This is a genomic window from Chloroflexota bacterium (assembly GCA_026708035.1).
GTDB lineage: Bacteria > Chloroflexota > UBA11872 > UBA11872 > UBA11872 > JAJECS01.
The window spans coordinates 66,089-76,770 of record JAPOVQ010000029.1; the positions used below are offsets into that span (position 1 = coordinate 66,089).

10 protein-coding genes are annotated in these 10,682 nt (G+C 67.1%); 5 read left to right on the plus strand and 5 right to left on the minus strand.

Annotated elements, in window-relative coordinates; translation table 11 throughout:
• Positions 1-3: 3 nt before the first annotated feature.
• From recO to OXG33_12365, 3 genes are read left to right on the plus strand one after another with little or no spacing between them, the layout of a single operon-like run.
• Entirely contained in the window at positions 4-786 is a 783-nt protein-coding gene (gene recO / locus OXG33_12355) for a DNA repair protein RecO (protein ID MCY4114707.1), read from the plus strand.
• 58 nt (positions 787-844) lie between these two features.
• Positions 845-2,149: a glycine--tRNA ligase gene (locus tag OXG33_12360; GenBank protein ID MCY4114708.1), complete on the plus strand. Its 1,305-nt coding sequence runs from the start codon at positions 845-847 to the stop codon at positions 2,147-2,149.
• Between the two features lie 6 nt (positions 2,150-2,155).
• A complete protein-coding gene (locus OXG33_12365) occupies positions 2,156-2,794 on the plus strand; it encodes a CDP-alcohol phosphatidyltransferase family protein (protein MCY4114709.1) in 639 nt (212 codons plus the stop codon).
• 134 nt (positions 2,795-2,928) lie between these two features.
• On the opposite strand, the gene OXG33_12370 is transcribed toward OXG33_12365, so the two are convergent.
• Positions 2,929-3,807: a hypothetical protein gene (locus tag OXG33_12370; protein ID MCY4114710.1), complete on the minus strand. Its 879-nt coding sequence runs from the start codon at positions 3,805-3,807 to the stop codon at positions 2,929-2,931.
• Between the two features lie 20 nt (positions 3,808-3,827).
• On the opposite strand from OXG33_12370, the gene OXG33_12375 reads away from it, so the two are divergent.
• Positions 3,828-4,943 carry a Gfo/Idh/MocA family oxidoreductase gene (locus tag OXG33_12375; protein MCY4114711.1) on the plus strand — a complete coding sequence of 372 codons (1,116 nt, stop codon included), beginning with the start codon at positions 3,828-3,830 and terminating at the stop codon, positions 4,941-4,943.
• A 24-nt stretch (positions 4,944-4,967) separates the two neighbouring features.
• On the opposite strand, the gene OXG33_12380 is transcribed toward OXG33_12375, so the two are convergent.
• The 4 genes from OXG33_12380 to OXG33_12395 all read right to left on the minus strand — a co-directional run bounded on the left by OXG33_12380 (position 4,968) and on the right by OXG33_12395 (position 9,200).
• Positions 4,968-5,987, minus strand: coding sequence for a histone deacetylase family protein (locus tag OXG33_12380; GenBank protein ID MCY4114712.1), 1,020 nt, complete (start codon positions 5,985-5,987; stop codon positions 4,968-4,970).
• Positions 5,988-5,990: 3 nt separating this feature from the next.
• Positions 5,991-6,938 (minus strand): Gfo/Idh/MocA family oxidoreductase, encoded by a 948-nt coding sequence (locus tag OXG33_12385; GenBank protein MCY4114713.1) that lies wholly within the window; start codon positions 6,936-6,938, stop codon positions 5,991-5,993.
• Between the two features lie 118 nt (positions 6,939-7,056).
• Positions 7,057-8,358: an ArsB/NhaD family transporter gene (locus OXG33_12390; GenBank protein ID MCY4114714.1), complete on the minus strand. Its 1,302-nt coding sequence runs from the start codon at positions 8,356-8,358 to the stop codon at positions 7,057-7,059.
• Positions 8,359-8,477: 119 nt separating this feature from the next.
• Positions 8,478-9,200: a hypothetical protein gene (locus OXG33_12395; GenBank protein ID MCY4114715.1), complete on the minus strand. Its 723-nt coding sequence runs from the start codon at positions 9,198-9,200 to the stop codon at positions 8,478-8,480.
• Between the two features lie 77 nt (positions 9,201-9,277).
• Here OXG33_12395 and OXG33_12400 point away from each other — a divergent pair, with 77 nt between their 5' ends.
• The gene (locus OXG33_12400) at positions 9,278-10,477 is read left to right on the plus strand and encodes an alpha-L-fucosidase (GenBank protein MCY4114716.1); all 1,200 of its coding nucleotides are present in this window, start codon (positions 9,278-9,280) and stop codon (positions 10,475-10,477) included.
• The last annotated feature ends 205 nt before the right edge of the window (positions 10,478-10,682 follow it).

Sequence of the window (10,682 nt, forward strand, 5' to 3'; positions counted from 1 at the left end):
GCCATGCCGGAACTGGGGCGCTCGCAAACCTATCGCGCCGAGGGCATCGTGCTCGGTCGACGCGACTTGGGCGACGCCGACCGCATCGTGACCCTGTTCACACGCGAGTTCGGTCGACGCCGCCTGGTCGCGCGCGGCTCGCGGCGGCCTGCCAGCCACCTGGCGCCCAGCATCGAGCTCTTCAACCGCGTCCGCATTTTGGGTGTCGTGGGCTCGTCCCTCGACATCCTGTCGCAGGTCGAGGAGTTGGAATCGCATCCGCGCCTGCGAACCGATCTGGCGGCATTCGCGGCGGCGGGGTGGTCCGTCGAGTTGCTCGATGGTCTGAGCGAAGACAACGAGCCGTCGCTCGACGCCTACGACGCCGTGCTCACGTTTCTGCGGGGACTCGACCTGAGCAGCGATCCGCCGGAGCTTTGGCTCACGGCGCTGGCGCTCATCCTCCTGCAGCTGCACGGATACTCACCCGAGCTTGGCCGCTGCACGGCATGCGGACAGCCGCTGCAACCCGGCAACCATCGCTTCGCCAGCGCGGCGGGAGGCGTGGTGTGCCGGGCCGACAGCCGTGAACATGAATCACGGCCCCTGAGCGTGGCGGCGCTCAAGGTGCTGCGGTATCTCGCGCGCGAGGGGTTTCACGCTGCCTCACGTTTGCGGGTGGACGCCAACGTGCGCGCCGAGGTTCGAGACATCCTGCGGGCCTACTCGACCACCATCCTCGAACGCGACGTAAAGTCCGCGCGCATGCTGACCCCGGCGGCGCCTGGGAAACTGGCAGCACGCTGACCGGCCTCACGCACGGCGCGACCCACGGCGGGTCGTTGCCGAATTGGAAGGACTAGCGATGGCTGCGCCGGATCTCGACACCCTGGTCGCCCTCGCCAAGCGACGCGGATTCGTGTTCGGGAGCTCCGAAATCTACGGCGGATTCGCCAGCACCTGGGACTACGGACCGCTGGGCGCCGAGCTGATTCGCAATATCAAGGAGGCTTGGTGGCGGCGCGTGGTGATGGCCCGCGAGGACGTGGTGGGGCTCAATGCGTCGATCCTCATGCACCCCCGCGTCTGGGAGGCTTCCGGGCACGTCGAAAACTTCAACGACCCTCTGGTCGAATGCCCCCAGTGCCGCCGCCGATTCCGCCAGGATGACGTGCCGGACGGCAAGTGCCCCCATGACGGCTCGGCGCTCACCGATCCGCGACGCTTCAACACCATGTTCAGCACGCAGGTCGGGCCGGTCGAGGAGTCGGCCGCCACGGCCTACCTCCGGCCCGAAACGGCCCAGGCGATCTTCGTGAACTTCAAGAACGTCGTCGACTCAACGCGCGTGCGACTGCCCTTCGGGATCGGCCAAATCGGCAAGGCCTTCCGCAACGAGATCACCACGGGCAACTTCATCTTCCGCAGCCGTGAGTTCGAGCAGATGGAGCTGGAGTATTTTGTAGAGCCTGGGCAGGACGCGGGCGCCTACCAGGCCTGGATCGACGAGCGCCTGGCCTGGTGGCAGGAGTTTGGGCTGGACTCCAGCCGACTTCGGCTGCGCCCGCACGGCGCCGACGAGCTATCGCACTACTCGAAGGGCACCACGGACATCGAGTACGAGTTCCCGTTTGGCTGGGGGGAGCTCGAGGGCATCGCCAACCGCACCGATTTCGACCTCGCGCGGCACGCTGAGGCCAGCGGCGAGACGCTCACGGTGTTCGACGAATCTTCCAAGTCGCACGTTCGGCCCTACGTCATCGAGCCGGCGAGCGGTGTCGACCGTGCGGCGCTGGCCTTCCTGGCCGACGCCTACACCGAGCAGGAAGTGCGCGGCGAGACCCGCGTATTCCTGAATCTGGACCCGCGTCTGGCGCCGATCAAGGCCGCCATTTTTCCGCTCGCGCGCAACAAGCCCGACCTGGTCAAGCTGGCGCGCGACGTTCGAGCGCGCCTGGCCGCGTCGTGGCCGGTCTTCTACGACGCCGGTGGGTCAATTGGGCGGCGCTATGCCCGCCAGGACGAGGCCGGCACGCCGTTCGGCATCACCGTGGACTACGACTCGCTGGACGACCACTCGGTGACCGTCCGTCACCGCGACACGATGGATCAGGACCGCGTTGCCGTGAACGACCTGCACGGCTTCTTGGCCGAGCGGCTGGCCTGGTAGGCGCTCGTGGACGCCCAGGGCGATCAGCCGGCGGCGGGGTCCTACTCGCGGGCCGAGCGCATTGTCCTCGGGCCGTTTCGTCGAGGAATGGCGGTCGTCCTTTCGCCGGTGGTGGCCGCACTCGCCCGGCTCGGCGCGCCGCCGACGGCTGTGTCGCTGAGTCAGATTCCAATCGGGTTCGCCGCCGCGGCGCTCATCATGCACGCGCCGCGCGTGGCCCTGGCGCTGTTCGTGGGCACGCTTGTGCTGGACGCCATTGACGGGGCGCTGGCGCGAAAAACAGGCCGTGAGTCAGCCTTCGGAGCCCTGGCCGACCAGGTTTCCGACCACATCCGCGAAATCACCTTCGTCGGCGGTCTGGTCGCCGCCGGCGCGATGCGGGGAGAGATCGGCGTGGCCTACGCCCTGCTCTATCCGCTGGTGAACTTCATGCTCTACGCCGCCAATCGCTACGGCGCCGAGGTGCCCCTGGCGGTCAAGACGTGGATGTCGTTCTACCCGTTTCTGCTCATCTACCTGGCGTTCGAGATCAACTGGCTGGACTATGCCGGGGCGGTGTCCGCTGGATTCATGGCCGCAACGTCGATTGCGGCGCTGGTGCTCATGCGGCACCGCATGAATGCCGATGACCTGTCGACCGACTAGTGCATCACCACTCCGCCGTCGACGCTGATTGACTGACCGGTGAGGTAGGCGGCGTCGTTCCGCCAGCCAGTGGACCGCGAACGCAGTCAATCGACCACGGGGCCCGCGAAGAACCCGCCAGGTCGACGCTTCGGTCAGCCCTCGGGCTGTTGACCGCCGGCGGTATCCACCACCCATTGCCAGGGCCGGAATCGTTGGACCGGCGAGTCCGGATGGGCGCCGTCCCACATGATGACCAGCGGCGGACCAATTCGGTCCAGGGGCGGAAACTGGAACCAGCCGCGCTCAACCGCCCCAGCTTCCACCCGACCGCGCGGCGGCGGCACGCCGTGTCCGGTGGGAAAGACCGCGCGGAATTCCACCTCGCCCCGCTGCACGCGCACTCCCGTGCCGATGGCGCTGATCGTCTCGTCGCTCTGGTTGTCCACGGAAAATAGGAGCCGGGTTTCCTCCGCCGCGAACTCGATTCGCTCGAGGGTCACGCGAATATCGATCTGGGTGAGTGTCTGCCCGACATCGACCACCCACACCGCCGGACGAATGCCGAGCCGATCGGTGATAGTGAGCGCCGTCACACGGACGCGAGGGATGAGCGCCTCGCGGCCATCCGGATACGTATGCGGCTCCGTGCCCTCCACGACACCGCGCACGACAACGAACGCATCCGCCTCGAGCTCCGGCGGCGCCCCCTGGATCACAAACGCCGTCGGCAAATCGTCATTGTCAAAGTCCACCCAGACGAGAAACACCGTATCGCCGCCTTCCGGGGGATCGACGACCTCGAACACCCAGCCGCGCAGTTCCACCTGTCGGCCGACGGTCCCGGCGGCGTCCGGGTGCGAGACCATCCAATCGCTGTTGGTGAGCGGCGGTTGTGCGGCCGGGGGTGCTGCGGTCGCCGCGGGCTCGTCGCCCCCAGGTCCGCACGCAGCGAGCAGAGTCAAGCCGGCGGCGAGCCCCGCCACGACCATGCACGCCGCGCCCTGGCAGGTCATACTGCGGCGGTTGAGCACCGGCATCTCCAGGAGGCGCCATGGCGCGCACACGGGCAGCAGTCATTGGTCTCGGACGCATCGCGAGCACCATCGACGACGAGATTCAGGTCTACGACGGGCACTCCCTCCCTTATTCCCACATTGCCTGCTTTCGGGCCGTTCCCGAGGTTGAGATCGTCGGCATGTCCGACACCTGGGAGGAGCAGCGCGAGGCCGCCCGGCAGCGCTGGGGGTTCGACGCCATCTACGCCGACTACCGCGCGATGCTCGACGAAACTCGTCCCGACATCGTAAGCGTGTGCACGTCGGCGGAGCCTCGCGCCTCGATCCTCATCGACATTGCCAAGGGAGGGTATGGCGTCAAGGCCATCTGGGCGGAGAAGCCGATCACGATTTCCTTGCAGGAGGCCGACGACGTGGTCACTGCCTGCAACGACGCGGGCATCGCGCTGGCGGTGAACTGCACCCGGCGCTGGATGAACAACTACACCCAGGCCCTGCGCATGGTAAACGACGGCCTCATCGGCGACGTGATCCACGTCGTGGCTCGGGCGCGTTCGGGGCTTTCGCACAACGGCAGTCACATGCTCACCACGCTCACCATGTTCACCGGCGGTCGCGCTGAGTGGGTGGTCGGCGAGCTGGGGCCCGACGAAGACCCGATGAGCGACAACGACTTCACGGCCAGCGGATTCCTCGCGTTTCCCAACGGCGTGCGCGGCTATTTTCGCGCGTTGGACAACGGCCCCAACGACCACTCCTACGACATCACCGGCACGACCGGCATGATCCGCATGATGGGCGACGGGCGCCTGAGCGAGCTGTGGACCAGCGAGGCGCCCCTCCCCGGACAGCGGAATCCGCAGGCGGCGCGTCGCTTCTTCCCGCCCGAGCGCGAGGTGCGCGCCGGCGCGGTGAATGTGATCTACGACCTGATCCACTGCATCGAGACGGGCGACACGCCCAAGTGCAGCGGGGAGGACGCGCGCGAAGCGCTGGAAATCGCCATCGCCACCCGCCAGTCGCACCGACGCGGCAACGTGCGGGTGGACCTGCCGGTCGAGGACCGCCGTGAGCGCATCATCTCAGCGGAAGTCATCAACAGCGGGGGCATCCCGCGCGCGATCCAGCGGCAGCGCGACGCCCAACGCTAAGCCCACTCGGCGGCATCGCGCTGCTCAGGTGAGCGCGCCGACGTAGGCCACGGCGCTTTCGCCCAATCGCGCCAGGGCGTAGCCGCCCTCCAGCACGTGGAGCGTCGGCAGGTCCAGCGCGGCAATCTCGGCGCCGATGCGCGCGAAGTCCTCGCTACGAAGCGCGAAGGACGCAATCGGATCGTCGGCGTGGGTGTCGAATCCGAGTGACACGATGAGGCACGCCGGAGCGAAGGCCGCGATCCGCTCGCAGGCGCCTGCAAGCGTGGCGGCGTAGTCGTCGATCGCGGTTCCCGGCCAGAGCGGATAGTTGAGATTGAATCCCTCACCTTCGCCCGAGCCGCGCTCGGCAGCTCTTCCGGAGAAGCCGGGATAGGCCCAACGCGGGTCGGCATGCAGCGATACGTAGAGAATGTCGCCCCGGCCATAGGTGAGGTGTTGCGATCCGTTGCCGTGGTGATAGTCCACGTCCAGGATGGCGACACGACCAGCGGAAAGCAGCTCGTGCGCGGCGATCACCGCATTGTTGAAATAGCAGAATCCGCCCATTCGATCGTGCTCGGCGTGATGCCCGGGCGGGCGGCACAGGGCGAATGCGTGGGGCGCCCCGCGCTTGACAAGGTCGGCGCCGGTCACGGCAATGTCAACCGCGGACCGCGCCGCCCAGTAAGTCGCGCGCATCAATGGCGCGTCGGTGCCGAAGGCGAAGTAGCTCGCGCGCACCGCAAGGCTGTCGCTTTCCAATACGGCTGCGTCCGCCGAAACGCCGGCCGGTGCGAGCTGCTCGTTGGCGTCCAATTCCGTACACGCCTCGTCGATGAATTGGCGGTAGGCCGGAGCATGCACCCGATCAACGAGCAGGTCGTCGCACGGAGCAGCCGGCACCAGGTCGGCCAGGCCCGCGGCATCCAGGGCCTCCCGGATCAGCCTGGGGCGTGACGGCACCTCGGGATGCGGATAGTCGACGCCGTCGATGGCCTGAAGCGTGGGCGCGTGGTCGACGTGGGCCTCTGACCACACCACCGGGATACGGACGTCGGACATGTGCTAGGGCGCCGCTTCGAGCGCGCTGCGCTCCAGGCGATCGAGCGTGCGCCACGAGGGCAGCAGCTCCGGCACCCCGGTGAGCGGCTCGCGACCGTCCGTCACCGCGCTCACGAACTCCCGGTTCTGGCGCGACACGGCCAGCATCTGCTCCTCCTGCGCCACGACCTCCCCGGCATGGTTGACCAGCACGTCATGCAGGAAGGTGAACGTATCTTCCTCGCAGATAAGCACCGTGCGCGTCGTCACCTTGTCGACCATCGCGTTGTACGAGAGCACCAGCGACGCCAGCCCGCCTTCCGGAAAGGCCAGCTGAATCGACAGATCCAATGGCACCTGGTTGGGTCCGCTTGGCGGGCCGTAGAGCCCGCGGGCGACGTGCGGCTCCTGGCCGAACATCCAGACGGCGTTGTCGACCGCGTGGCCGCCGTGGTGCCACAGGATGTCGTCCACCCAGCTCCGCCGCCGTCCGGTCCATCCGATGTTCTCCCGGCGGAAGAAGTGCCAGTCACGGTGCAGGTGCAGCGGACGCAGGCTGCCGCGAGCAATGCGCTCGTGGAGCCACAGGTTGGGCGCGTAGTAGCGCTCGGTGTGACAGATCATGAGGGTGATGCCGGCGGCGCGGGCCGCTCGATCCAGCTCCTCCGCCTGGTCGAGGCGCAGCGTCATGGGAATCTCGAGCAGCACGTGCTTGCCCGCCCCGATTGCCGCCAAGGCCTGGTCGTAGTGCATGCGGTTCGGCGACGTGATCAGCACGGCGTCGACGTTGGGGCGCGCCAGCGCCTCCGCCAAATCCGTCGTGGCAAAGTCGGCGCGGCACGTCTCGGCAAACTCCTGCGCCGACGGCAGAAGCCGGCTCACGACGCTGTCGACGGCGATGCCGTCTATGTCGAGTAGCGCGTCCCGGTGAAACGTCGTGATGGCACCGGATCCAACAATGCAAAAGCGCATGGGCGGGTCATCCTGCGGCGCAAGCGGCTCCCTAAGGTAGCGCGCCGGTCAACGCGTGAGCTACGGACTCGGGACGCAATTCAAGCCGGGTGCGGACGTGCCGTCCGGCATGGCGCTGCTACGCGAACGCGACGTACCTGACCCAGATCCAGAGGGTGGAGATTGCCATGCACACCACGGCGACCGGCACGCCATATTTCATGAACTGCACGAAGCCGATCTTGTAGCCCTCGCGCTCCGCAATTCCGGCGAGAATCACGTTGGCCGACGCGCCAATGATCGTGGCGTTGCCGCCGAGATCCGCGCCGAGCGCCAACGACCACCAGAGGATGTTGTCCGGGTTCAGTCCGGCGGCCTCGAGGTTCTGCACCACCGGCAGCATCGTGGCGGCAAACGGAATGTTGTCGACGATGGCCGACGCAATGCCGCTCACCCAGATGGTCAGCGCCGCCGTCGCGAACACGTTGCCCTGGGTGAGGTCGCGAATGAAGTTGGCGACGGCGTCCAGCACCCCGAGCTCCACCAAGCCGCCGACCATCACGAACAGACCGACGAAGAACATCACGCTGGGCCACTCAACCGCGGCGAAGGCCTTGTGTGGATTGGCCCGCATCAGCAGCATCCCCAGCGCGGCGCCGCCGAGCGCGATCGTGGCGGGCTCCCAATGCAGCACGCCGTGAATCAGAAAGCCAATGACCGTGAGGCCAAGCACGGCCAAGCCGATCTTCAGGCCGCGCCGGTCCGTGATGTACTCCGCCGGGTCCAGCTTGGCAAGCGCCGCGGCGTGCACGGGATCAACCGCGAGTTGCTTGCCGAACATCCAGCGCAGGCTCACCAAGAATAGCGGCAGCATGATCAGAATCGGCGGAGTCATGTGGGCCGCGAATTCGGCGAAGGCAATGTTCCCGGCGCTGCCGATGAGGATGTTGGGGGGATCGCCGATCAACGTGGCCGCGCCGCCGATGTTCGACGCCAGGATCTCGGCAATGAACAGCGGCACCGGATTGATGTGCAGCTGGCGCGCCACCACCAACGTAATCGGCGCGATGAGAATGACCGTCGTGACGTTGTCGAGAAACGCGGAGAGCACGGCGGTGATGACCGACAGCGTCACCGCCAGATGGAAACCGTTGCCTCCCGTGCGCTGGGCCGCAACGATCGCCAGGTACTGAAACGCGCCGGTCTCGCTGATCAGTCCCGCCAGCACCATCATGCCGACGAGCAGAAAGATCACGTTGAGATCGATGTGCTCGAAGCCATGGTGCTGATCCATGATTCCGATCATGATCATCAGGACGGCGCCGGCGACGGCCACAGCCGACTTAGGCACGCGGTCGCTCGCGATCGCGGCGTAGGCGAGCACGAAGATGACAATTCCGGCGACGAGGAGCGCGGTGCCGGGCTCAGCGGTTTCGGTCATGGCGTCCGTTCAGATACGGAGCGGCGCGTCGAACGCCGCGGGCGGAACAACGCCAGCCGGCATGCCCTACGGGACAGGCCCGGCTGGCCCGCGCCATCGTAGCTTGTCAGGACGTGCCGTTACGCCATCAGCACCGCAAGTACCGGTGACAATGCACCTTGAAGACCGGCCAGGCCGTCTCGCAGATCGCGTCGGAACCGGGCCACCTCGCCAACCTCAAAGGGCAGTCGCCAGATATCGCGCGCCTGCGGCCAAAGAGGCGCACCGTCGATCCACGCCAGCGCGGCGATTGAACGAGGCACGCCGCGATCGACCGGATCGGCAACGACCCGGAATGCGGCGGCGGGAACGCCGTGAGCCCTCGCCCGGTCGAGCACGGCAAAAGACTCGTTGTCCACCGTCAATGCGCCGTCCGTGCCCAGCTTCTGCTTCGCCGCCGCATCCGCCACGCCGTTCACGGTCCAGCCTTCGCCACGTCGCGCCGTGACGCCGGCGTTTCCCAGCGCCGCCTCCATGGCATCGGCAACTTCGGATGCGGCCGCGATCCGGGATTGAGCGGCGCACACGGTGTCGAGCACGACGGGCGTGCCCGGCCGCAGGCCCGGCTGCAACCCGCCGCCGATCCCCGCGACAAGCACCGCCCGTGGCCGCCATCGGGTAAGCGCCGCTTCCGTCACGCGCGCGGCATTGACCTGACCGATGCCGCAGCGCACCGCAACAACGCTCGGAGACTCACTCTCCAGCGCCTGGCGCCACCTCGACCTACGCCGAACCGATCCGGGAAGCTGACGCATTTCGGCGCGAAGCGCCATCACCACCAAGACCGGACCCGCCGTGGTCACGCGCGCATCGCTTGCACGGGGCCTAACGTGGAGTCGATGATGCGATCCATCCCAACCCCTGTGAAAGACCGGCAGCCATGGCCTCCGCCCACGCCCTTCGCTGGTTCAACGACGCTCGCTTCGGCATGTTCATTCACTGGGGCCTCTACTCCGTGCTTGCCCGCCACGAGTGGACGATGTATCAGGAGGAAATCCCCAACGACGAGTACGCCCGGCTGGCCGATCGGTTCACCGCCGCCCGCTACTCGCCGGACGATTGGGTCGCGCTCGCCCAGGATACGGGCATGCGCTACATGATCCTGACCTCACGGCATCACGAAGGCTTCGCGCTCTGGGATTCGAAGGTCTCGGACTTCACCGCGCCCAACTCCGCCGCCGGACGGGACGTATTGGCCGAGTTCGTGGCCGCTTGCCAGAAGCGGCGCATGCCCTATGGCTTCTACTACTCCCTGCTTGACTGGCGCTGGCCGGAGTATTTCCGCGGCCCGCAGGCCGATTCCGAGGGATGGGCACGGTTTCGGGAATACGTGCACGCGCAAGTCGAAGAGCTCTGCACCGACTATGGCGAGCTTGCCGTGCTCTGGTACGACGGCGGCTGGCCGTACACGCCGGAGGACTGGGATTCCGCGGCGCTCAACGCCCGCGTGCGCGAGCTGCAGCCGAACATCTTGATCAACGACCGATCGCTGCTGCCCGAGGATTTCGACACGCCTGAGCAGCACGTCACCGCGTCGCCCCCGGGCCGGCCCTGGGAAAGCTGCATGACCATGAACACGACCTGGGGCTATTCCACCATCGACCACGAGTGGCGCACGCCGCGGCAGCTGATTCACTTTCTCGTCACCGCCGCCGCGGGCGGGGGCAACTACCTGCTCAACGTCGGGCCCGAACCCGATGGGCACATCCCGTTCGAGTCCGTGGAGCGGCTGCGCGCCATGGGCGCCTGGATGCGCGTCAACAGCGAGTCGATCTACGGCTCCGAGCGCATGCCCGACCGCCTCATGCGCGTTGGCAGCGTCGGGCGGCATCACACCATCAAGGGCAACACGCTGTACCTGCACTGCTGGCGCTGGCCGGGCCGTGAGATGGTGCTGGGCAATCTGGACGGCACCTTGCTATCGGCCCGGTTCCTGTACGACGGCACCCCCATCGACTTCGACCAGCGCCAACACCGCATCTGGCTGCGTCACCTGCCGGCATTCGCGCCCGACCCCATCGACACCGTCATCGCGCTGGACTTCGACCGCCGCCCCGGCCTGCGCGACCGGTTCGGCTAGCCGCAGCGGACTACGGAAAGTTCTTTTAAGCCCGTCTACGCGAGGGCTATCTGAAGAAGCCGGCATGACTCCAGACACCACAGGTACTTGGCGTCCGCCATCGCGCGCATGACGGCGGCCACAATCCCCTCACCCCGGCCCTCTCCCCACGGAGACCTTTGCATAAACCCAGGGGCGGGGCGGACCATGGGGCGTCGCCAGGCGG